The sequence below is a fragment of the Streptomyces sp. NPDC023157 genome, assembly GCF_055560575.1.
Map to the genome: position 1 here is coordinate 231,536 of NZ_JBVHIL010000002.1, position 22,522 is coordinate 254,057.

Below are 22,522 nucleotides of genomic sequence, written 5' to 3' on the forward strand. Positions count from 1 at the left end.
CCCGAGCGGACCGAGAGACCCGAGCGGACCGAGAGCGCCGAGCGGACCGAGACCCGAGAGACCCGAAAGGCCGAGACCACCGTGATCCCTCTGTCGTTTTCGCAGCTGCGGTTCTGGTTCCAGGAAGAGCTGGACCGCGACGGCGCCTGGCCCAACGCCTCGATGGCGCTCCGGCTGACGGGCCGCCTGGACGAGGTGGCGCTGCGCGACGCGCTGCGGGACGTGGTGGCGCGGCACGAGAGCCTGCGCACCGTGTTCCCGGTCACCGACGGCGTACCGGGGCAGCGGATCCTGGAGGCGGTGGACGTCGAGCTGCCCGTGCGGCAGGTCCCGGAGCGGGACGTCGAGGCGGCCGTGGCCGAAGCGGCCGGGCATGTCTTCGACCTGGGGCGCGAACTCCCGCTGCGGGCCGTCCTGTTCGGCGTCGGGGAGCCCGACCGGCATGTGCTGGCGGTCACCGTGCACCACATCGCCTTCGATGGCTGGTCCGTCGGCCCGTTCCTCCGCGACCTCGCCGACGCCTACACCGCGCGCCTCGAAGGCCGACCGCCGACCTGGGAGGAACTTCCCTTCCAGTACGCGGACTTCACCCTGTGGCAGCGGAAGGAACTCGGCGCGCCCGACGACCCCGGCAGCCTCTTCGCCGAGCAGCTCGCCCACTGGACCGGCGTCCTCGCCGACGCGCCGGCCGAACTCCCCCTGCCCGCCGACCGGCCGCGCCCCGCCACCGCCACCCACCGGGCCGGAGCCGTCCCTTTCCACCTGCCGCCCGACACCTTCCGCGACCTGTCCCGGCTCGCCCTCCGGCACGGCGCCAGCACCTTCATGGTGCTCCACGCGGCCCTCGCGGGGCTCCTGCGGCGGCTGGGGGCCGGTACGGACATCCTGGTCGGCAGCCCGGTCGCCGGCCGCACCGACGTCGGCCTCGACGACCTCGTGGGCTGCTTCGTCAACACCGTCGTCGTCCGCACCGACGTCTCCGGCGACCCCGACTTCCACGACCTGGTCCGCAAGGCCCGAACCGGTGTCATGGCCGCGCTCGACCATCAGGACGTGCCGTTCGAGCAGGTCGTCGAGGCCGTCAACCCGGCGCGGTCGGCGGCCCGGCACCCCCTCTTCCAGGTCATGCTGAGCCTGCAGAACAACGCGGACGCCGCCGTACGGCTCCCCCGCCTCGACGCCCGCGTCCTCGACCCGGCCCCGCACCGGACGATCGCCTTCGACCTGCTCCTCGACCTCACCGAGACCGACGGGGCGCTCGGCGGCAGCCTGCTCTACGCGCGCGACCTCTTCGACCACGCCACCGCCGAGCGCCTGGTCCGCCGCTTCACCGCCTTCCTCACCCAGGCGGTCGCCGCACCGGAGCGCCCCACGAGCGGCCTGGAGCTCCTCTCCCCCGACGAGCGCCGCACGGTGCTGGAGACATGGAACGGCCTGGACACCCCGCTCCCCGACGGCTCCGTGCCGGAGCTGTTCCGGCGCCGCGCGGCCGCCACCCCCGACGCCCTCGCCGTGCTGTGCGGCGCCTCCCGGCTCACCTACGCGGAACTCGACGCCCGGTCCGACCGCCTCGCCCACCACCTGCGCCACCAGGGCGCGGGCCCGGAACAGCTGGTCGCCGTGGCCATGGACCGCTCGGCCGACCTGGTCGTCGCGCTGCTCGCCGTACTGAAGACGGGAGCCGCCTACCTGCCCCTGGACCCGCGCAACCCGGCGGAACGGCAGCACGCGGTCCTGGCGGAGGCGCGGCCCCGCCTCCTCCTGGCCGACGCGTCCATGAAGGAGCGGGCCGAGGCGCTCGCGGGCGCGGCGCTGGGCGGGCCGATGGGTGGGGCACTGGACGTGCTGGTCCTGGCCGAGGGGGCCGTGGGCGCCGATCCGGTCGGGGCGGGTGGGGGCGCGGGCGCCTGGCCGGCGATCGACGCCGAGCGGGCCGCGTACGTGATGTACACCTCCGGCTCCACCGGGCGCCCGAAGGGCGTCCTGGTGACGCACCGGAACATCGTCGCGCTCGCCGCCGACCCCTGCTGGGCGGCGGACGGCGGCCACGCGCGGGTGCTCGCCCATTCGCCGCACTCCTTCGACGCCTCGACGTACGAGCTGTGGGTCCCGCTGCTGGGCGGCGGCACGGTCGTGGTGGTGCCGCCCGGCGACCCCTCGCCGCGGGCGCTGGAGCGGACCGTGGCGGACGGGGGCGCGACGAGCGTGTTCCTCACCACGTCGCTCTTCAACCTGCTGGTAACGGAAGGGAGTTCGCTGCTCGGCCGGGTCGGGCAGGTCTGGACGGGCGGCGAGCAGCCCTCGGCGGGGGCCGTGCGCAGGATGCTGGCGGAGTTCCCCGGGACCGCGCTGACCCATGTCTACGGGCCGACCGAGAACACGACGTTCAGCACGTTCGGGCGCGTGGACCCGGCCCGGGACGGGGACGGCGGGAAGCCGCCGATCGGCCGGCCGATGGCGAACACCCGGGTGTACGTGCTGGACCCGTGGCTGCGGCCGGTGCCTGTGGGGGTGCCGGGCGAGCTGTACCTCGCGGGCGCCGGGCTGGCCCGCGGCTACCTAGGCCGTCCGGGCCTGACGGCGGGGCTCTTCGTCGCCGATCCGTACGGTCCGCCGGGGGCCCGCATGTACCGCACCGGGGACGTGGTGCGGTGGACCGCCGACGGCGAGCTGGACTTCCTCGCCCGCACCGACGACCAGGTGAAGATACGCGGCTTCCGCATCGAACCCGGCGAGATCGAGGCCGTCCTGGAGCGCCACCCGGCGGTCGCCCGCGCCGCCGTGCTCGTACGGGAGGAGCGCCCCGGGGAGCGTGACCTGGTCGCCTACGTCGTTCCCGCGCCGCGCGTCGACGCCGATCTCGCCCCGCAGCTCCCTGCCGATCCCGCGCAACACGTCGACGCCGCACCCGCCCCACCCGTCGACGCCGATCTCGTACCGGAACTCGCCGCGTACGCGCGGCGGGTCCTGCCCGACTACATGGTCCCCGTCGTCGTGGTGCTCCCTGACGGGCTGCCGCTGACGCCCAACGGGAAGCTGGACCGGGCCGCGCTGCCCGACCCCGTGCGGAGTTCCGGCTCCCGCCCGCCCGCGACGCCGGCCGAGCGGCTGCTGTGCGGGCTGTTCGCCGAGGTCCTGGGGGTGCCGGAGGTCGGTGCGGACGCCGACTTCTTCGCGCTCGGCGGGCACTCCCTGCTGGCGATCCGGCTGGTGAACCGGCTGCGCGAGGTGCTGGACGCCGGGATCGGGATGCGTGCGGTCTTCGAGTCGCCGACGCCCGCCGGGCTCGCCGAGAGGTTCGGGGCGGCGGATGCCGGGCGCGGGCCGCTGCGGCCCGGGCCGCGCGGCGAGGTGCTGCCTCCGTCCTTCTCGCAGCTGCGGTTCTGGCTCCAGGGCGAGCTGGCGGAGGGCGCGGCCGCGCTGAGCGTCACGACCGCCCTGCGGCTCACGGGCCGGCTGGACGCCGGGGCGCTGGCGGCGGCCCTGCGGGACGTGGTGGCGCGGCACGAGAGCCTGCGCACCGTGTTCCCGGTGACCGACGGCGTTCCGCACCAACTGGTCCTGGAGGAGGTGGAGTTCGGTCTGCCGGTGCGGGAGGTGTCCCGGGTGGACGTCGAGGCGGCGGTGGCCGCGGCCTCGGAGCGCGGCTTCGACCTGGCGCGGGAGATACCCGTGCGGGCCGAACTCTTCGCCTGCGGCCCCGAAGAGCACGTCCTCGCCGTCACGGTCCACCACATCGCCTTCGATGGCTGGTCGGCCGCTCCCTTCCTCCGCGACCTCTCCGCGTCCTACGCCGCCCGACTCCGCGGGCAGGCCCACGAACTGCCGGAACTGCCGGTGCAGTACGCCGACTTCACTCTGTGGCAGCGCGCGGCGCTCGGGGAGCCCGACGACCCGGCGAGCCTCTTCGCCCGGCAACTCGCCCACTGGACCGGGGCCCTGGCCGACGCGCCCGACGAGATCCCGCTGCCCGCCGACCGGCCGCGCCCCGCCACCGCCACACTGCGCGCGGGCGAAGTGCCCTTCCGGGTCGGCCCCGAGGACCTCGTGGGCCTCACCGCCCTGGCGCGGGAGCACGGCGCGAGCGTGTTCATGGTGCTGCACGCCGCGCTCGCGGGCCTGCTGCGGCAGCTCGGCGCGGGGACGGACATCCTGGTCGGCAGCCCGGTCGCCGGGCGGGCCGACAGCGGCCTCGACGAGCTGGTCGGCTGCTTCGTGAACACCGTGGTGGTACGGACCGACGCCTCCGGGGATCCCGGCTTCAGCGACCTGGTCGCCCGGGTCCGCCCCGGTGTCCTGGCCGCCCTGGAGAACCAGGACGTGCCCTTCGACCGGGTCGTCGACGCCGTCGCCCCGGCGCGGTCGGCGGCCCGGCATCCGCTGTTCCAGGTGATGCTGAGCCTGCAGAACAACGCGACCGGCACCGTGGACCTGCCCGGCCTCCGCGTCGACACGCCGGCCCATGACCGGTACCGCACCGTCCCCTTCGACCTCCTCTTCGACCTCACTGAGTCCCACGGCGGGCTGGACGGCACCCTCGTCTACGCCCGCGACCTCTTCGACCCCGCCACCGCCGAGCGCCTCGCCCGCTGCTTCACCACCTTCCTCGCGGACGGCGTCGCCCGTCCCGCCCGCCCGGTGCGGCAGCTGGACCTCGTCTCCCCCGCCGAGCGGCACGCCCTGCTCACGGAGTGGGGCGGACCGGCGCCCGGTGCGGCAGAGCTGCCGGACCGGCTGGTGCCGGAGTGGTTCCGGGAGCAGGCCGCGAGGACGCCCGGCGCGCCGGCGGTGCTCCACGGGTCCCGGCGGATCACGTACGGGGATCTCGACGCGCGGGTGGAGCTGCTGGCCGGGCGGCTGCGTGGGCTCGGCGCCGGTCCCGAGCGGCTGGTCGCCGTGGCGATGGGCCGCACGCCCGACCTTCTGGTCGCGCTCCTCGCCGTACACCGCACCGGCGCCGGGTACCTCCCGGTCGATCCGCACCATCCCAAGGACCGGGTGGCGTCGGTGCTGTCCGAGGCCGCGCCGCTCCTGGTGCTCACGGACCCCGCCACCCGCGACGCGCTCGGAACCGACGCCTGGCTGACGGTGGACGACCCCCGGTTCGACTCCGAGGGGCCGGGGCAGGAGGCGGTGATCCCGGCCGACGGCACGGCGTACGTCCTCTACACCTCCGGTTCGACGGGCCGGCCGAAGGGCGTCACGGTCACCCACCGCAATCTCGCCCATCTGCTCGCCGCCATGCGGCACCGGCTGCCACTCGGCCCGGCCGACCGCCTGCTCGCCGTGACGACCGTGGCCTTCGACATCGCCCACCTGGAGCTTCTGCTGCCGCTGCTCGACGGCGCCGCGGTCGTCCTCGCCTCCCCCGACGAGGTGCGTGATCCGCAGGCCCTCGGCCGGCTCGTCGCACGGCACAAGGTCACCGCCGTCCAGGCGACGCCCTCCCTGTGGTCCGGGCTCGTGGCCGAGGTCCCCGAGGCCGTCCGTGGCCTGCGCGTCCTCGTCGGCGGCGAGGCCCTGCCGCCCGCCCTGGCCGCCGGGCTCGTCGCCCTGGCCTCGGAGGTCACCAACGTGTACGGGCCGACCGAGACGACCATCTGGTCCCTCGCCGGCCCGATAGGCCCGCACAACGTAGAGCGCCCGCCGCTCGGCTCCCCGCTGGGCGACACCCGGGTGTACGTCCTGAACGAGGCGCTGCGGCCGGTGCCGGTCGGAGTGCCGGGCGAGTTGTACATCGGGGGCGCGGGAGTGGCCCGGGGCTACTTCGCGCGGCCCGGGCTGACCGCCGAGCGGTTCGTCGCCGATCCGTACGGGCCGCCCGGTGGCCGCCTTTATCGCACCGGTGACCGGGTCCGCTGGACCGCCGAGGGGGAGCTCGCGTTCCTCGGGCGCACCGACGCCCAGGTGAAACTGCGCGGCTTCCGGATCGAACCACGCGAGATCGAAGCGGTCCTGGACCGGCACCACCGGGTCACGCGCAGTGCCGTCGTGGTGCGCGAGGACCGGCCGGGCGAGCGTCGGCTCGTCGGCTACGTGGCTCCCGTACGGGCCACCGAGGGTACGGACGGGACGGACGGCCTCGTCGCCGAACTCACCGAGCGGGCGCGGCGGGTGCTGCCGCCGTACATGGTCCCCACCGTCGTCGTGCTGCCGGACGGACTGCCGCTCACGCCCAACGGCAAGCTGGACCGTTCCGCGCTGCCCGCCCCGCAGGCGCCCGCCGCCCGGGTGGTCCGGGAGCCGGGCACCCCCGCCGAGGAGATCCTCTGCGAACTGTTCGCCGCCGTCCTCGGACGCCCCTCCGTCGGCGTCGAGGACGACTTCTTCGCGCTCGGCGGCGACAGCATCGTGTCGATCCGGCTGGTGTCCCGGGCCCGCTCCCGCGGTCTGGCGCTCTCCACGCGGGACGTCTTCCGGTACCGCACCGTCGCCGAACTGGCCGCCCACGCGAAGGTGCGGCCACCCAAGGGGGGTAAGGCAGCGCGTCCGGCGTCGGTGGCGTCTTCATCTCCGGCTACGTCTGCGTCTGCGTCTGCGTCTGCGGGCGAGGTGCCGCTCACCCCGATCGTGCACTGGCAGCGTGAGCGGGGCGGTCCCGTCGACGGCTTCCATCAGTCCGTGCTCGTCCGGACTCCGGCCGACCTGTCCTCGGAGCGCCTGCGGGGGCTGCTCCAGGCGCTGTTGGACCGGCACGACGCCCTGCGGATGCGTCTGACGCGCACCCCCGCGTGGCGCTTTGAGGTGCTGCCGCGCGAGGCGGTCGACGCGGCCGGGCGTCTCGTCCGGGTCGACGCGGCCGGGCTCGCGGCCGGGGAGCTCGCGGAGCGGGTCCGCGCCGAGGCGGACGCGGCACGGCGGCGGCTGGCCCCGGAGGACGGGAACATGCTCCAGGCGGTCTGGTTCGACGCGGGTCCCGGCCGGCCCGGCCGACTGCTCCTGATGATCAACCACCTGGTCGTGGACGGCGTCTCGTGGCGGATCCTCCTGGAGGAGCTGAGCAGCGGCGCCGCCCCACGGCCGGCGGGGTCGTCGGGGACGGCGGGGCCGGACTTCGCGCCCGTGTCGTTCGCCGACTGGGGGCGGCACCTGCACCGCGAGGTGCGGGGACGGACGGCCGAACTCCCCTTCTGGATCGGCCTCCTCGACGGGGCGCGCGAACTCGTCCCCGGTGCGGAGCTCGTGGCCGCCCGCGATGTGGAGGGCGCGAAGCACGCCGTGACCCGGGTCCTCCCCGCCGACCGGACGGAACCGCTCCTGGCACACGTGCCCGCCCGGCTCGGCGTCGGCGTGAACGCGGTGCTGCTGGGCGCCCTCAGCAGGGCGGCGGGGCTCTGGCGGGCGCGTCTCGGCCCCGAAGACGCTTCCGACAGCTCTTCCGCCGGCGCGCCGTTCCTCGTGGACGTGGAGGGGCACGGACGCGAGGAGATCGTCGACGGCCTCGACCTGTCGGCGACCGTGGGCTGGTTCACCAGCATGTTCCCCGTACGGCTCGGGGGGCGACCCGGTGATCCGGTCGATCCGGTCGGCTCCGTGCGGGCCGTGGACGAGCAACTGAAGAGCATGCCGGACAAGGGGCTCGGGTTCGGCCTGCTGCGCCATCTGCATCCGGAGGCCGGGCCCGAACTCAAGGCCCGCCCCACCGCACAGATCCTCTTCAACTACCTGGGCCGCTTCGACCGGTCGGACGGCACCGACTGGGGTCTGGCGCCGGAGGCCGGTGCGGTCGCCGGCGGGGGCGACCCCGAGATGCCCCTGACGCACCTCCTGGAGGTGTCCGCCGTGGTCCACGACCGCGGGGACCGGCCGGAACTCCATGTCACCTGGATGTATCCGAAGGACCTGCTGGAGCGGGACCGGGTGGAGGCCCTGGCCGACGCCTGGTTCGAGGCCCTGGAGACCCTGACCGACCTGACCGACCTGACCGCACGCACCGGCGAACCGGGAGACACGGCGTGAGCACACCCGACCGCACCCACCCCGAAGAGCCGGCGTCGAGGCCCTCGCCGCTCCAGCAAGGGCTGTTCTTCCACACGGCGTTCGACGCGGACGGCCAGGACATCTACACCATCCAACTGGCGCTGGACTTCGAGGGTCCGCTCGACCCGGCGGTCCTGCGCGAGGTCTGCCAGGTCCTCCAGGACCGGCACGACAGCCTGCGTTCCGGGTTCCGTACGGATGCGTCGGGCGCCCCCGTACGGTTCGTGCCGTCCCGGGTCCCGCTGGAGTGGCGGCAGGCCGACCTCACCGGGACCGCGCCGGCCGACCGGGACGCCGAGGCGGCGCGGCTGGTCGAGGAGGAGCGGCGGCGGCGCTTCGACGTCGCCCGGCCGCCGCTGCTCCGCTTCCTGCTGATCCGACTGGGCGACACCCGGTGGCGGTTCGCGCTGACGAACCATCACATCATCTTGGACGGCTGGTCGACGTCGATCCTCCTCGACGAGCTGTTCCAGCTGTACGACGCCTACGACGCGGGTGCCGGTGCCGCTGCCGCGATGGCGGACCCGCTCCCGCCCGCCCCCTCGTACGGCTCCTACCTGGACTGGCTCGGCGAGACCGACCCGGAGTGGTCCGGGGAGGCCTGGGCGGACGCGCTCGCCGGGGTCGAGGGGCCGACGCTGGTCGCACCGCGGGCCCGGGCGGCGGGCACGGTGGTCCCCGAACGGGTGGTGCGCGCGCTGCCCGCCGAGGCCACGGCCGCGCTGACGGAACGGGCGCGGGAGGCGGGGGTCACGCTCGGCACGGTGATGCAGGTGGCGTGGGGGCTGGTGCTGCGGCAGCTGACCGGGCAGGGCGACGTGCTGTTCGGGATGACGGTGTCGGGGCGGGCCGCCGACGTCGACGGCGTCGAGTCGATGGTGGGGCTGCTCATCAACACCGTTCCGGCGCGCGTGCGGACGGACCCGCAGGACACGCTGCTCGACCTGCTGGAACGGGTTCAGGACGAGCAGCTCGACCTGTTGGAGCACCACCACGTCGGGCTGACGGAGATCCAGAGTCAGGCGGGTCTCGGGGCCCTTTTCGACACCACGGCCGTCTTCGACAACTACCCGATGGGCGCGGGCCGGCGCCGGCTCGGCGAGGCCCTGCTCGTCGACGTCGCGGGCTTCGACGCCACCCACTATCCGCTCTCCCTGATCTGCACGCCGGCCGAGGAGTTGGGCATCCGGCTCGACTTCCGGCCCGATCTGCTCGGGCGCGGGACCGTGGAGGGGATCGCCGAGCGGCTCGTCCGGATCCTGGAGGCGATCGCCGAGGATCCGTACCGCCCGGTCGTCGGTCTGCCGGTCCTGTCGGACGCCGAGCGGCGGCGGACGCTGGAGGAGTGGAACGCCACCGCCCGCCCGGTGCCGCCGGCCACGCTGCCCGCCCTGATCGAGGCGCGGGCCGCGCGGGACCCGCGGGGGCCCGCGCTCTCGCACCAGGGGCGGACCGTCGACCACGCGGAGCTGAACCGGCGGGCGAACCGGCTGGCGCGCGTGCTGCTCGCGGAGGGCGCGGGGCCGGAGACCCTGGTGGCCCTGGCGCTGCCGAGGACGCCGGACATGGTGGTCGCGCTGCTCGCCGTGCTCAAGTCGGGGGCCGCGTACGTGCCGGTCGACGTGCGCTATCCGGCGGACCGGGTGGCGCGGATGCTCGGCGACGCCCGGCCCCGGCTCGCGGTGGTCACCGACGCGACCCGGGGTGTGCTGCCCGAGGGGACGGCCGCGCTCGTCCTGGACGATCCGGCCGTGACCCGGCGTGTCGAGGCGAAGGACGACACGGACGTCCTGGACGCGGAGCGGCCGGGGCCGCTCCTCCCCCGGCATCCCGCCTACGTCATCTACACCTCGGGCACCACCGGCGTCCCCAAGGGAGTGGTGGTCGAGCACACGAACGCCGTCAACTTCGTGGCGACGGTCGAGGACCACTTCGGCGCCGACGGCATGGCGCGGGTGCCGGCGTCCACCTCGCTCAGCTTCGACGTGTCGGTCTTCGAGATCGTGGCGACCCTGGCGCTCGGCGGGCATCTGGAGCTCTTCGACGACCTGTTCGCGCTGCTCGAACGGGACGGCTGGGAGGGGAGCCTGGTCAGCGGCGTTCCCTCGGCGATGGCGAGCCTGCTGGCGGGCGGCTCCTTCGATGTGTCGGCACCCCATGTGGTGCTCGGCGGGGAGGCCGTGCCGCACGCGCTGCTGCGCGAGCTGCGGGAGCGGGTGCCGGGCTGTGCGGTCACCAACATCTACGGTCCCACCGAGGCGACGACGTACTCGACCTGGTGGCGCAGTGCCGGTGCCGACCCCGATACCGGCACCGGCCCGGGCACGGGCGCCGACGCCGACGCCGACGCCTCCGAAGGTGATCCGCCGATCGGGCGGCCGGTGCCCAACGCCCGCGTGTACGTGCTGGATCCGTGGCTCCAGCCGGTCGGGGTGGGGCAGCCGGGTGAGCTGTACATCGCGGGAGCGGGCGTCACCCGTGGCTATCTGAACCGGCCGGGGCTGACCTCGGAGCGGTTCGTGGCCTGCCCGTTCGGTGTGCCCGGCGGGCGGATGTACCGCACGGGCGACCAGGTTCGGTGGCGGGCCGACGGGCAGCTGGAGTATCTGGGGCGGCTCGACGGCCAGGTGAAGGTACGCGGCTTCCGGATCGAACTCGGCGACGTGGAGGCCGCCCTGCTGCGGCACGAGCGGGTGGCGCGGGCCGTCGCGGTCGTGCGCGAGGACCGGCCGGGCGACCGCAGGCTGGTCGGGTACGTCGTGCCGGCCGGGCCCGGGGTGCCGGTCGACGGCGCGGAGCTGCGGCGCTTCACCCGGCACATGGTGCCGGACCACATGGTGCCGTCGGCTGTGGTGCCGCTGGAGCGGCTTCCGCTGATGCCGAACGGCAAGCTGGACCGGGCGGCGCTGCCCGCTCCCGCGTACGGCGCCGCCGTCCGCCGCGAGGCGGCCCACGCGCACGAGGAGCCGCTGTGCACGCTGTTCGCCGAGGTCCTCGGGGTGGACCGGGTCGGCCCCGACGACGGCTTCTTCGACCTGGGCGGGCACTCCCTGCTCGCGACCCGGCTGGTGAGCCGGGTGCGTGCGGTCCTGGGCACCGGGCTGACCGTCCGGGCCCTGTTCGAGGCGCCGACGCCGGCGGCCCTGGCGCGTCGGCTCGACGGTGAGGGCGGCGGCTCCGGCCTGGACGTACTGCTGCCGCTGCGGACGGGAGGACGCCTGAGGCCGTTGTTCGCGGTGCACGCGGCGAGCGGCCTCGCCTGGCCGTACGCCCGGCTGCTGCCGCATCTGGATCCGGACGTGCCGCTGTACGGGCTGCAGGCGCCGAGCCTCGCCGATCCGGCGGGCGGGGCGCGCAAGCCGGAGGAGCTGGTACGGGAGTACGCGCGGCGGATCCGGGAGGTGCAGCCGCGGGGGCCGTACCGGCTGCTGGGCTGGTCGGTCGGCGGGGTCCTCGCGTACGGGGTGGCGGCGGAGCTGGTGGAGGCGGGGCAGGCCGTGGAGTTCGTGGCCCTGCTCGACTCGTATCCGGCGCCCGAGGAAGGGCTGCCCGGCTGGGAGGAGACGCACCGGCACGTGGCCGGGTCGGCCGGATTCGGCGCGGACGGGGCGCCGCCGGAGCAGATCGCGCTGCTCGGGCAGCGGGCCGTAAAGGGCGCGCGGCTCGCGGTGCGGTCGGCGGTGGAAGCGCTGCGGACGCCTCCGGCACGGACGCGCGGGGTGGACGTGCTCCACTTCCGGGCCGCGTCGGACCACGCGCCCGCCTCGCCCGCCGCCCCGGACGCCTGGCGGGCGTACGGCGGCGGGCGGGTCACGGCCGTCGACGTCGCGTGCGGCCACTACGAGATGCTGGATCCCGCTCCGCTCGCCACGATCGGCGCGACACTGTCCGCCCGGGCCACGGAGGACCCGGCCGGGGAGGAGCGGACCAGGCAGGACCGGGCCACGGAGGACCGGGCCCGGCAGGACCGGCCCGCCGAGGACCGGGCCACGGAAGGAAGCGCGCCGGGCTGAGCGGCGTCAGAAGTCCCAGCCGTCGGCATCGGCGTCGGGTCCGGTGGCCGTGCCGGCGGTGCTGCCCTTGACCGGTGCGGTGGTGACGAAGGAGTCGCCGACCATGCCCGCGGTGAGGGTGGTGCCGTCGCCGGGGTCGATCAGGATGAACGAGCCGGTGCGGCGCGAGTCGGCGTAGGGGTCGACGGGCAGCGGCTCGGCGGTCCTGATCCTGACGCGGCCGATGTCGTTGGCCGCCAGCCGGTCGCCGTGGGGGCGCAGGGACAGGTCGTCGAGGGCGAGCCGGGAGGGGATGGACTCCACGATGGCCTTGACCGTGCGGGTGCCGTGCTTGAGCAGCACCCGGTGTCCGACGGTCAGTTCCTGGTCGGCGACGTGGCAGACGGTCGCCTCGATGTCCTGGGTGGGTGCCGGGGCGTGCCTCGTCGGCACGATCAGGTCGCCGCGCGAGACGTCGAGGTCGTCCGCCAGGAGGACGGTGACCGACTGCCCGGTCCTGGCGGTGTCGACCGGCCGGCCCAGGAGGTCGATGGCGGAGATCCGGGTCGTACGGCCGGACGGCAGGACGGTGACGGGTTCGCCGACGTGGAGGGTGCCGGCCGCGATCTGTCCGGCGTAGCCGCGGTAGTCGGGGTGCGCGGCGGTCTGGGGGCGGATGACGTACTGCACGGGCAGCCGGGCGTGCCGGTGGGCCGGGCCGCGGCTGACCGGGACGGTCTCCAGGTGTTCGAGGACGGTGGGGCCGCTGTACCAGTCCATGACCGCCGACGGCTCGACGACGTTGTCCCCGGCGAGTGCCGAGATCGGGATCGCGGTGACCCCGGGGACGCCGAGTTCGGCCGCGTACGCGGTGAACTCGGCGACGATCGTGGCGAACACGGGCTCGCGGTATCCGACCAGGTCCATCTTGTTGACGGCGAGGACGACCTGCGGGACGCGCAGCAGCGCGGCGATGGCGGCGTGCCGGCGGGTCTGCTCGACGACGCCCTTGCGGGCGTCGACCAGGATGACGGTCAGTTCGGCGGTGGAGGCGCCGGTGACCATGTTGCGGGTGTACTGCACGTGCCCGGGGGTGTCGGCGAGGATGAACCGGCGCTTCGGCGTGGCGAAGTAGCGGTAGGCGACGTCGATCGTGATGCCCTGTTCGCGTTCGGCGCGCAGGCCGTCGGTGAGCAGGGCGAGGTCGGGGGCCTCCTGGCCGCGCCCGGCCGACGCGCGCTCCACGGCCTCCAGCTGGTCGGCGAGGACCGACTTGGAGTCGTGGAGCAGCCGGCCCACCAGGGTGGACTTGCCGTCGTCGACGGAGCCGGCGGTGGCGAACCGCAGCAGGGTGGTGGCGGGGAGTTCGGCGGTCGTTGTCCTGGTCCTGGTGCTGGTCGTCATGGTCAGAAGTACCCCTCGCGTTTGCGGTCCTCCATGGAGGCCTCGGAGAGCTTGTCGTCGGCGCGGGTCGCGCCCCGCTCGGACAGCCGGGACGCGGTGATCTCGGCGATCACCTGGTCCAGGGTCGACGCGTCGGAGTCGACCGCGCCGGTGCAGGACATGTCGCCGACGGTGCGGTAGCGGACGCGCCGCTTCTCGACGGTCTCGCCGTCCTTGGGGGCGCCCCAGTCGCCGGTGGGCAGCCACATGCCGGAGCGGCGGAAGACCTCGCGCTCGTGGGCGAAGTAGATCTCCGGCAGTTCGATGCCCTCGCGGGCGACGTACTGCCACACGTCGAGCTCGGCCCAGTCGGACAGCGGGAAGACCCGTACGTGTTCGCCGGGGGCGTGCCGGCCGTTGTAGAGCTGCCAGAGTTCGGGGCGCTGGCGGCGCGGGTCCCACTGGGAGAACTGGTCCCGGAGGCTGAACACGCGTTCCTTGGCGCGGGCCTTCTCCTCGTCGCGCCGTCCGCCGCCGAAGACCGCGTCGAACCCCTCCGACCGGATGCGGTCCGTGAGCGGCAGTGTCTGGAGCGGGTTGCGGGTGCCGTCGGGGCGTTCCTTGAGCACACCGCGGTCGAGGTAGTCCTGTACGGAGGCCACATGGAGGCGCAGGCCGTGTGCCGCGACCACACGGTCCCGGTAGGCCAGGACCTCGGGGAAGTTGTGTCCGGTGTCCACGTGGAGCAGCGCGAAGGGCAGGGGGGCGGGGGCGAAGGCCTTGAGGGCGAGGTGCAGCATGACGACGGAGTCCTTGCCGCCGGAGAAGAGGAGCACCGGCCGTTCGAACTCGCCCGCCACCTCACGGATGATGTGCACGGCCTCCGACTCCAGGAGGTCCGCGTGAGTCAGGGTGTCCGGGTCGTCGGTGCGCTCGGACCAGGTCGTCAACGTCGTCATGCCAACCCCTTCTCCCGGAGCAGCGCGACGAGCGCCTCCGCCGACTCCGCCCCGGTCTGCTCGTGGGCCGGGATCCGCAGCTCCGGTGCGACCGGCGGTTCGTACGGGTCGTCGACCCCGGTCAGTCCGGACAGTTCGCCGCGGGCCTGCCGGGCGTAGAGGCCCTTCACGTCGCGTGCGGCGCACACGTCGACCGGGGTCGCGACGTGCACCTCGACGTAGGCGGTGCCGGCGGCCTCGTGCCGCGCGCGGACCGCCGCGCGGGCGTCGGCGTAGGGGGCGATGACCGGGACGAGCACCGTCACCCCGTGGGAGGCGAGCAGCTCCGCGACGTAGCCGACGCGGCGCACGTTCGTGTCGCGGTCCTCGCGGGAGTAGCCGAGGTCGGAGGTCAGGTGGGTGCGCAGTTCGTCGCCGTCGAGGATGTGCGTGCGGCGTCCGGCGGACCGCAGCCGGGCGGCGGCGGTCCGGGCGATGGTGGTCTTGCCGGCGCTGGGCAGTCCGGTGAGCCAGACCGTCGCGCCGGCGGCGGCGTCGCCGCGCGGGGCGGGCATCACGAGCCGTCCGAGGTGCGGGTGTCCGCCGTCCCGGCCTCGGCCTGGATCTCGACCGCTGCCTCGGCCCCGGTCCCGACCCCTGCCTCGGCCCGGGTCTCGGTCTCGATCTCGATGGCGGTGACGGCGATGAGCTGCCCGGTCGCGGTGTCGCGCAGGGCCATGTCGGCCACCTCGATGTCCGGGTCGGCGGTGCTGCGCCATCTGCGGACCGTGACCTCGAAGACGGTGCCGGGGTCGGCGTTGCCGAAGTAGCCGATCTTCTGGTCGACGACCTTGCGCCGCAGGAACTGTTCGTCGGTGCGGCCCAGGGAGCGCCACAGGCGCAGCAGCATGGTGTCGAAGACGGCGAAGTACGAGGCGAAGTACATGAGCCCGGCGCCGTTGAGGTCGCGTACGACGTCCAGGGTGTACGTGTGGGTCTGGGGCTGCCCCGCCTCGTGGAAGCCGGGTGGCCCCGAGGGGTGGAAGCTGCCGGTGGCCCGGGCCCGGCCGACGAGGGAGCGGGGCGAGTGGGCGTTGGGGAGCTGCGGCAGGTCCTGGTAGGCGAAGTCCGGGGGTGTCACCTGGGCGAGTCCGCGGTTGCTGCCGGCGGTGGTGCGGGCGATCCAGCGGTTGAAGTTCTCCGCGTAGAGGCACTGCGGGTGCGGGTGTTCGTACACCTCCGCCGGGTCGAGGGGCCCGTCGGGCAGCTCCAGGCCGGCGGGGGCCAGCCGGTGCAGGGTGATGACGGACTGGCTGCCGAACTGGAACGAGCGGGAGTCGACGCGGAGTTCGTCGCCGAAGGTGAGCCCGTGGGGGTGGACGACGTCGCCGCCGCGTACGTGGAAGTAGTAGAAGGACAGGTAGGCGGGGTCGCCGTCGGCGGTGCGGGCGGCGTGCACGTTGATCCGGCACGACTCGGCGACCACCTCCCAGGTCCAGTCGCCGATCCGGCCGAACACCAGGGAGCCGCCGCTGCACATGCCGGGGGCGACGACGACATGGCGGGAGACGCCGGCGTCGTCCCGTACCGGCGCGTCGGGCGCGGTGTGAAGTGTGGTCATGCCTCCGCCGCCTTTCGTACGTGCTGGGTCTGCCCGGCTCCGGCCGTGGCCGGCCGTCCGGTGGAGCGCCACGCGTCGGCGGCGGCGAGGAACTGGTCGTTGTCGTCGGCGGAGCCGATGGACACGCGGACGCCGACGTCGGCGAACGCCCGTACCGCGACGCCCTGTCGCGCACACCAGGCGCCGAAGTCGGCGGCGTGCGGGCCCAGGGGCAGCCAGAGGAAGTTGGTGAGGCTGTCCGGGACGGGCAGGCCGATGCGGAGCAGGGTGTCCCGGACGCGGGTGCGTTCCGCGACGGTCTCGTCGACGCGGCGCAGTAGTTGTTCCTCGAGTCCGAGGGCGGCGACGGCCGCGTGCTGGGCCACGGTGCTCACCGCGTAGGGGAGGCAGGCCTTGCGCAGCTTCTCGACGACCCGGGCGTCCCCGACCAGGTATCCGGTCCGCAGTCCGGCAAGTCCGTAGGCCTTCGAGAAGGTGCGCAGGACGACCAGGTTGGGGTGGTCGGCGCACAGGCGCAGGGCGCTGGGTGCGGCCGGTCCGCGGGCGTACTCGTGGTAGGCCTCGTCGACGGCGACGAGGCAGGTGGGCGGTACGGACGCGAGGAACGCGCGGAGCGCGCCGGGATCGACGCCGGTGCCGGTCGGGTTGTTCGGGTTGCAGACGATCACGAGCCGGGTCAGGGGGGTGATGCGGTCGGCCATGGCCGGCAGGTCGTGGGTCTCGTCGGTCAGCGGCACCTGGACGGAGGTCACGCCGGCGAGGGCGGCGAGGGTGGGGTAGACCTCGAACGACGGCCAGGCGTAGACGGCTTCGGCGCCGGGGTCGGCGACGGAGTCGAACAGGGTGTGGAGGAGGGCCAGGGAGCCGGCGCCGACCGCGATCCGGTCCTCGGCGATCCCGTGGTGCCGGGCGAGGGCGCGGATCAGCGGTCCGCAGCCGGGGTCGGGGTAGCGGTTGACCGTGGCACCGGCCCGTGCGACGGCCTCGACGATGCCGGGCAGCGGGGGGTGCGGCGACTCGTTCGCCGACAGCGGGCGGGGGCGGGCGGTCGTGCCGTGGACGCCTTCGGACGGCTTGTAGGCGGCGACGGTGTCGAGCACCGCGCGCAGGGATGGAGTGGACATGGGGCTCCCGGTGGAGGGGACACCGCCGCGCTCGGTGGTGCGGTCGGCGCCCGGGTCGACGGTGGGGCTCAGCCTTCCGGCCGCCGCTCCGCCATCAGGCGGGCCACGTCGGCGAGGGTCCCGGCGTCCAGCAGTTCGTAGTCCTGGACCTCGATGCCGAGCCGCTCGTTCAGCGCGGCGGCGAGTTCCACGACGGCCAGCGAGTCGAGGCCGACCTCTTCACGGGTGGCGGTGGGCACGACGTCCTCCTCGCGTACGTGGAGGTCGGCGACCAGGATGTCCTTGAGTACGTCGTACACGGCTGGCTCTTCCCTCGTTGTTCTCGCCCGGACGGAAGCCGCGGGATTGCGGCGTTCACGCACCACGGGCCGCCTTCAGGGCGAGGGCCACCTCGATGATGAGGTCCTCCTGGCCCGCGACGGCCTGTCTCCTGCCCAGTTCGAAGAAGACGTCGCGCGGATCGACGTCCTCGCGCCGCGAGACGTCCAGGACGCGGGTCTTGAACCCGGAGAACACCCCGGCCAGACCGCTGACGACGCTCACCGAGTCGATGGTGGGCGGGGCCGGCATGAGCTCGCGCTCGGCGAGGTCGGCCGCGTCCAGGAGACCGTACAGATCGATGCCCGTCGGGAAGCCCATCCGTTCGAGGACGGGCACGAGGACTTCGAGCTGGGTGTTCCCGGCGCCCGCGCCGAAACCGCGGGCGCAGGCGTCGAGGATGTCGGCGCCCGCCTCGACGGCGGCGATCGAGTTCGCGACCGCCATGCCGAGGTTGTTGTGGGCGTGGAACATCACCGGGACGTCGACGGCTTCGCGCATGGCGGTGACGCGTTCGGTGACGTCGGCCGGCAGGTAGTGGCCGGAGGAGTCCATGATGCCGACGGCGGTCGCGCCGAACTCCACGAGCCGGGCGCATTCCCGTGCCAGGCGCTCGGCGCTCGCCATGTGGCTCATCAGCAGGACGGCCTGGGCCTGGACGCCGTTCTCGCGGAGGAAGCCCAGGTGCCGTTCGGCGAGGTCGCCTTCGGTGCAGTGGGTGCCGACGCGGACGATGTCCACCTCGTGGGCGATGGCCCGTTCGAGGTCCGCGGTCGTGCCCCAGCCCGGCAGCATGAACACGGCCATCGTGCTGCGGGTCAGGGCCTCCCGCACGATCGACAGCATCTCGTCGTCGCCGAGCCGGGACTGCCCGACCTGGAGGGACGAGGCCCCCAGCCCGTTGCCGTGCCCCACCTCGACGACCGGGATGCCGGCGGCGTCCGCCGCCCGCGCGTAGGCGCGCAGTTGTTCGCGGTCCAGCTGGTGGCGGACGGCGTGGTGGCCGTCGCGCAGGGACGCGTCGTGGATGACGACCGGCTTGCGGGCGCCGTCGGGAGAGGGTGCTGTGCTCATGACGTCTCCGTACCGATGCTCGCCAGGCCGACCGCCGCACATCGTTCGGCGATGTGCACGGCGGCGGAGTTGATGATGTCGAGGTTGCCGGCGTACCGGGGGATGCGTCCGCCGGACGAGGTGACCTCGGCGGCGACGAACACCTTGTCCTCGTCGACGACGCAGGCGGTGATCCGGTAGCCGCCGACGAAGGAGCGGACCTGTTCGGCCGCGGTCCGCACGGCCGCGTTCACCGATGCCGTGCCGAACCCTTCGCCCAGCATCGACATGGCGACGCGGAAGGTGGCCGGCGGCCGGGCCGGGCTGATGTTGAGGATCGCCTTGACGTCCTTGACGCCGGTGAAGTCCCGTACGGCGTCCTGAGTGGTCTCGATGTACTCGTCGAGGTTGAGCCGGGTGGAGCGCCCGACGCTCGGGCTGGCGGCCGTCGTGACGACCTCGACGTAGTCGACGCGGTGGCTCTGGGTGATCGCGTGGAGGATCGGTATGGAGGCCTGGCCGCCGCAGCTGATCATGTTGATGTCGTCGGAGTTCAGGACCTCCTCGCCGTTCACGCTCGGGATGACCATCCGCCCGACCTTACTGGGCGTCAGGTCCACCAGCTTGGTGCCCGACAGAGTGAGGCGCTCGGCGTGCTCGGCGTGCGCCATGGCGTTGGTCGCGTCGAAGACGATGCCGAAGGGCTCCGGGGCCTCCAGGAGGGACTCGATTCCGCGCGTCCCGATGGGGAGTCCGAGGTCGGCCGCCTGCCGCAGGCCGGGCGTCTTCTCGTCGCGTCCCACGACCAGGCCGCATTCGAGGTACTCGGAACGCATGATCTTCTCGGCCAGATCGACACCGATGAGGCCGGCGCCGAGGACGGCCACGGGCAGGCGCCCGTTTCGCTTCATGACTGCATCGCCCTTCCCTGTCTGGAGGTTCGCCGTGGGGGCGCGACCATGGTCTAGGCGTCGCCCATGTGAAGAGTGACGGTGCCCAGCCGGTCGAACTCGGCCGTGAAGTGGTCGCCGGGTTCCATCGGGACCGCGGCGTGGAGGGCGCCCGTCATGATCAGCTGGCCCGCTTCGAGGGTCACGCCGTGCTCGCCGAGGACGTTCGCCAGCCAGGCGACCACCGCGGCCGGATCCCCCAGCGCGGCGGCTCCGGCCCCGGTGGCCACGAGTGCGCCGTTGCGGGAGAAGGCCATGCCGATGAGGCGCACGTCGCAGTCGTCGGGGAGGGCGACCGGGGGGCCGAGCACGATCGCGCCGTTCGACGCGAGGTCGGCGACCGTGTCCGCGAGCCGGATCCGCCAGCCCTCGATCCGGGAGTCGACGATCTCCAGGCCCGCCATCACCTCGGCGATGGCTTCCCGTGCGGCGGCGACGGTGACTCCGGGCCCCCGCAGGGGCGTTCCCAGCCGGAAGACGATCTCCGCCTCGACCTTGGGCGCGATGAACGCCCCGCTCGGGGTGGTGGCCCCGTTCTCGTACACGGTCGAGGCCAGCACCGGTCCGTAGTCCGGGGTGTCGACCCCGAGCATCTGCTGCATCGGGACGGAGGTCAGTCCCGCCTTGTAGCCCACGACCGTGTCGCCGGCCGCCGTCAGCAGCCCGACCAGTTCACGCTGGACGGCGTAGCCGTCGTGCATGTCCAGCTCCGGCTGCGCGTCGGTGAAGGGAGGGATGGGGCAGCCCGTCGCACGGGCCTCGTAGAGCGCCTTGGCCTTGACTCTCGCGTCGTCCACCGAGATGTTCACGCTGCTCCTGTCAGAACACATCGCACCTGCCACATGGGCCTGCCCCCTCGATTCGCGGCTCACCGTAACGACGAAGTGGTCGCCGCAGAAGATTTCACCAATGCTTACGAATCCGACCATGCAAGATATTCACTGAAATACCCCCCGTACAAAGGGAGTCAAGACGCCACGAACCGCCCGTCAAACGTGAGCTTCGTCACCGACCGCCCCTGGAAAGCCCGGACTGCTGCATCCCGGCGGCCAGCCGCTCCCACTCCCGGGCGTAATGACTCATCACCTCGGTGAGCGCCCGCGCGCAGTGCGGCGGTACGGCGGCCAGCAACTGCTCGCCCGCCGCGAGGCCCTGGGCCTGTCCGTTGAGCCAGCGCAGCAGGGCCCGGCCGCTGTCGGTGAAGCGGATCGACGGGTCGTTGGCCAGGCTGTCCAGGGCCCGCACCCGGAGGCGCACGGCCACCGCCGTCGGCGCCCGCTCGCCCCCGTCGGGGCCGGCCGGGCAGGACCGCAGCTCCTGCCGGAGGCGGTGCGCGGTGCTGACCGAGACGCCGGCCTCCTGGGCCACTTCGCGCAGGGTCGCGCGGGGCCGCTGCGCGAGCAGGGAGCGGGCCTTCTCCCGCCGCTCCGGCATGTCGGCCGGGCGGACCCGGCCGTCCCTGCCGACCCGGGGGACCGGGCGGTTCGACTGAGGAGATTCCTCAGTCGAACGTCTCCCCCGTACGCCCCCTACGGTCTTCGGCGACACCCCTGTGACGGCGGCGATCGCCCGGTCCGACCAGTGCGGATGGGTCGTGAGGATGCGCAGGACCGCCGCCTTGCGGTCCCCCAGCGTCAGGGGGAGCCCGTGGCTGATGTTGGCCTGCACCGCCCGGATGAACAGATCCGCCGAGGCGCCGTCGACATGCCGGACCGTGATGCGGTGTTCGCCGCGCAGGACCGCGGCCCGGAGCCGGTGCATGCCGTCGACCACGCGTCCCGTGTCCCGGTGGACGAGGATCGGTTCGAACGCGGTGCCGCTCTCCGCCAGGGCCCGGGCATGGCCCTCGTTCAGACCCTCCAGACGCGGCGAGTCCGCCGGCAGCAGGGACTCGACCGGCACTGTGTGAATCGCCGACTGCGATGCGTCAAACAACTGTTCCACCCCTTCCGCTTGGCGGCACGGCCGCGTTGTGGAGTTGTTCGAACGGGGTGCCGCCCGGCCTCACACCTTCTCGGCCGGCACCGTCCAGGGGAGGTGTCCCCGATAGGTGGTGTACGAGAAGGGGCTGAGCTGCAGCTGGAGGTGCAGGTCGTTCGGATCGCCCTGGTAGTGGAGCGAGAGGATGACCTCCGCGTACAGACTGTCGACCGCCCGCTCGGCGAAGTACGCACCGGTCTCGAAGACCAGCCGGTACGCCCCGTGCGGCAGGGCGGCCGGGCCGCTCAGCGAGCCGACCGTTCCCACGGCGTCGGTCCGCGACCGGGCCACCACGGGCCATGCGTCGTGCTGCCGGGAGTACAGGGTGACGGCCAGATCCGCCACGGGGCGGCCGCTGGTGGAGTCGACGACCCGAACCGAGATGCTCATGAAGGTCAGCCCCAGATCGTGTCGTCCGCGGTGAAGAAGCCCGCGAATCCGGCCAGGGTGGTGAGCAGAGCCATCATGTCGATCTCCCTTGCGGAAACTCGTGACCCGGGGATCCGGGTGGACGACTCCTTTCTAGTGAGTTCCCTTTTCGTCCTCCTACTGGATCGCTAAGTCCTCGCTAAGCGTCCCGCACGGGAGGGAGAACACTCTGGCACCGCGGTCATCGGCGCAGGTCAGCGCGGTGACCTCGCGGACGGGCCGCACGCTCGGCGGGGTGCAAGCTCGGCGGGGTGCGCGGTCGGCGGCGTGCGCGGGGAAGGGATCGCCTTCGCCCGCGGCCGCGCCGGCGCGAGGGAGGCGGCCGGGGTGGGGCCGCCTGGCGTCGTGCGTCGCTCGTGGGCCGCGGCTACTGGCCGACGGCGCACACCGCGTATCCGTGGGGGGCGATCACGATCGGGATCTCCTGGTCCGCCTCCCACTCGGCGAACGCGACCGCGATGTGACTGTAGAACGGGCGCATCCCGAGCGTCGTGAAGTACCGGTCGGTCTCCAGGACCAGCCGGAACGGCCCGGGAGCGTCCTCCGGGAGGGACGGGCGGTCCAGCCGTCCGTCCCTCCCGGTCAGCCCGTGCCACACGGTCTGCCACTCGTCCAGGCGAGGGCGCTCGATGCGGATCATCAGCCCGTCGACGGGCCGCCCATTGGTTCCATCAGAGACACACACTCCGAGTTTCACGTGACACCGGCCTCATCGATTGCGTCCTTTGTGGGACGGGACACCGGATGCGCCCCG

General features: G+C 73.6%; 14 protein-coding genes. 2 read left to right on the forward strand and 12 right to left on the reverse strand.

Features of this window, described 5'->3' with window-relative positions; all coding sequences use genetic code 11:
• Window positions 1-81: 81 nt before the first annotated feature.
• Window positions 82-7,959, forward strand: coding sequence for an amino acid adenylation domain-containing protein (locus tag ACZ3ZE_RS06840; RefSeq protein WP_467257769.1), 7,878 nt, complete (start codon window positions 82-84; stop codon window positions 7,957-7,959).
• A complete protein-coding gene (locus ACZ3ZE_RS06845; RefSeq protein ID WP_467257772.1) occupies window positions 7,956-11,993 on the forward strand; it encodes an amino acid adenylation domain-containing protein in 4,038 nt (1,345 codons plus the stop codon). The genes ACZ3ZE_RS06840 and ACZ3ZE_RS06845 overlap by 4 nt, the downstream gene beginning before the upstream one ends.
• Before the next feature lie 6 nt (window positions 11,994-11,999).
• On the opposite strand, the gene ACZ3ZE_RS06850 is transcribed toward ACZ3ZE_RS06845, so the two are convergent.
• The 12 genes from ACZ3ZE_RS06850 to ACZ3ZE_RS06905 form a co-directional block, all read right to left on the reverse strand.
• A complete protein-coding gene (locus tag ACZ3ZE_RS06850) occupies window positions 12,000-13,376 on the reverse strand; it encodes a sulfate adenylyltransferase subunit 1 (protein ID WP_363291254.1) in 1,377 nt (458 codons plus the stop codon).
• Window positions 13,377-13,378: 2 nt separating this feature from the next.
• Window positions 13,379-14,314, reverse strand: a complete 936-nt coding sequence (cysD, locus tag ACZ3ZE_RS06855) for a sulfate adenylyltransferase subunit CysD (RefSeq protein ID WP_467257775.1) — start codon at window positions 14,312-14,314, stop codon at window positions 13,379-13,381.
• Entirely contained in the window at window positions 14,311-14,868 is a 558-nt protein-coding gene (gene cysC / locus ACZ3ZE_RS06860) for an adenylyl-sulfate kinase (protein ID WP_361170731.1), read from the reverse strand. Before cysC ends, cysD begins: the two co-directional genes overlap by 4 nt.
• Window positions 14,868-15,914 carry an LnmK family bifunctional acyltransferase/decarboxylase gene (locus ACZ3ZE_RS06865; protein ID WP_363291252.1) on the reverse strand — a complete coding sequence of 349 codons (1,047 nt, stop codon included), beginning with the start codon at window positions 15,912-15,914 and terminating at the stop codon, window positions 14,868-14,870. Before ACZ3ZE_RS06865 ends, cysC begins: the two co-directional genes overlap by 1 nt.
• Window positions 15,911-17,038 (reverse strand): histidinol-phosphate transaminase, encoded by a 1,128-nt coding sequence (locus ACZ3ZE_RS06870; RefSeq protein ID WP_361630171.1) that lies wholly within the window; start codon window positions 17,036-17,038, stop codon window positions 15,911-15,913. The genes ACZ3ZE_RS06865 and ACZ3ZE_RS06870 overlap by 4 nt, the downstream gene beginning before the upstream one ends.
• Window positions 17,039-17,106: 68 nt before the next feature.
• Window positions 17,107-17,337 carry an acyl carrier protein gene (locus ACZ3ZE_RS06875; RefSeq protein WP_361170722.1) on the reverse strand — a complete coding sequence of 77 codons (231 nt, stop codon included), beginning with the start codon at window positions 17,335-17,337 and terminating at the stop codon, window positions 17,107-17,109.
• 55 nt (window positions 17,338-17,392) lie between these two features.
• Window positions 17,393-18,430: a 4-hydroxy-2-oxovalerate aldolase gene (gene dmpG, locus ACZ3ZE_RS06880; protein ID WP_361170719.1), complete on the reverse strand. Its 1,038-nt coding sequence runs from the start codon at window positions 18,428-18,430 to the stop codon at window positions 17,393-17,395.
• Complete coding sequence (locus tag ACZ3ZE_RS06885) at window positions 18,427-19,320, reverse strand: acetaldehyde dehydrogenase (acetylating) (protein WP_361170716.1); 894 nt, start codon at window positions 19,318-19,320, stop codon at window positions 18,427-18,429. The genes dmpG and ACZ3ZE_RS06885 overlap by 4 nt, the downstream gene beginning before the upstream one ends.
• A gap of 53 nt (window positions 19,321-19,373) precedes the next feature.
• Window positions 19,374-20,168: a 2-keto-4-pentenoate hydratase gene (locus ACZ3ZE_RS06890; RefSeq protein ID WP_361170713.1), complete on the reverse strand. Its 795-nt coding sequence runs from the start codon at window positions 20,166-20,168 to the stop codon at window positions 19,374-19,376.
• Between the two features lie 196 nt (window positions 20,169-20,364).
• Complete coding sequence (locus ACZ3ZE_RS06895; RefSeq protein WP_361170710.1) at window positions 20,365-21,261, reverse strand: helix-turn-helix domain-containing protein; 897 nt, start codon at window positions 21,259-21,261, stop codon at window positions 20,365-20,367.
• 102 nt (window positions 21,262-21,363) lie between these two features.
• The gene (locus ACZ3ZE_RS06900) at window positions 21,364-21,729 is read right to left on the reverse strand and encodes a hydroxyisourate hydrolase (protein ID WP_361170707.1); all 366 of its coding nucleotides are present in this window, start codon (window positions 21,727-21,729) and stop codon (window positions 21,364-21,366) included.
• A gap of 406 nt (window positions 21,730-22,135) precedes the next feature.
• Complete coding sequence (locus ACZ3ZE_RS06905; RefSeq protein ID WP_361630174.1) at window positions 22,136-22,465, reverse strand: hydroxyisourate hydrolase; 330 nt, start codon at window positions 22,463-22,465, stop codon at window positions 22,136-22,138.
• Window positions 22,466-22,522: the final 57 nt, after the last annotated feature.

Coding starts and splice junctions, on each gene's coding strand:
- ACZ3ZE_RS06865 (WP_363291252.1), bottom strand. CDS start 15,914: ATGACCACACTTCACACCGCGCCCGACGCGCCGGTACGGGACGACGCC.
- ACZ3ZE_RS06850 (WP_363291254.1), bottom strand. CDS start 13,376: ATGACGACCAGCACCAGGACCAGGACAACGACCGCCGAACTCCCCGCC.
- ACZ3ZE_RS06885 (WP_361170716.1), bottom strand. CDS start 19,320: ATGAAGCGAAACGGGCGCCTGCCCGTGGCCGTCCTCGGCGCCGGCCTC.
- cysD (WP_467257775.1), bottom strand. CDS start 14,314: ATGACGACGTTGACGACCTGGTCCGAGCGCACCGACGACCCGGACACC.
- ACZ3ZE_RS06900 (WP_361170707.1), bottom strand. CDS start 21,729: ATGAGCATCTCGGTTCGGGTCGTCGACTCCACCAGCGGCCGCCCCGTG.
- dmpG (WP_361170719.1), bottom strand. CDS start 18,430: ATGAGCACAGCACCCTCTCCCGACGGCGCCCGCAAGCCGGTCGTCATC.
- cysC (WP_361170731.1), bottom strand. CDS start 14,868: ATGCCCGCCCCGCGCGGCGACGCCGCCGCCGGCGCGACGGTCTGGCTC.
- ACZ3ZE_RS06870 (WP_361630171.1), bottom strand. CDS start 17,038: ATGTCCACTCCATCCCTGCGCGCGGTGCTCGACACCGTCGCCGCCTAC.